The sequence below is a fragment of the Paenarthrobacter sp. PPS72 genome (assembly GCF_048537125.1).
GTDB classification, from domain to species: Bacteria; Actinomycetota; Actinomycetes; order Actinomycetales; family Micrococcaceae; genus Arthrobacter; species Arthrobacter nitroguajacolicus_E.
In genome coordinates, this window is the sequence record NZ_JBLYIE010000043.1 from 1,688 (window position 1) to 2,128 (window position 441).

Here is a 441-nt window from a genome sequence, read left to right on the forward strand (position 1 = left end):
CCTGGGTGATGGCATACGTTGCAGTAGCAGTCACCGTCTGACCCGGGAGCAGCTCTCCCGGCGTTCCCGGCCACGTGTAAGCCAGCGCGGAGAGGCCAGCCAACGGATCCGTGATGGAAACGTTGGTCAGGGTCACGTTGCCCGTGTTCTTGGAGGTGAAGGTGTAGGTGATCCGGTCGCCAACACTCGACGGCGACTGAACAGCCGAGCTGTCAGCGGACTTGTTGAACTCCATAGCCGGAGCCGGCGTCAACGGAGTATCCGTTGTTCCCGGAGGAGGCGTCACCGGAGGACCAACGGGCGGGGTGCCCGTGGTGGTGGCGCTGTTGGCAACATGGCCGGCGTCGATATCAGCCTGCGTGATCGCATACGTTGCCGTAGCAGTCACCGTCTGACCCGGGAGCAGTTCGCCGGGGGTGCCCGGCCACGTGTAGGTCAACG

General features: G+C 64.2%; 1 protein-coding gene. It reads right to left on the reverse strand.

Annotation, left to right across the window (positions count from 1 at the left end; all coding sequences use genetic code 11):
• A partial coding sequence (locus ACLRGI_RS17185; RefSeq protein WP_419202776.1) for a CLIPPER-2 domain-containing protein occupies nt 1-441 on the reverse strand: 441 nt, incomplete at both ends.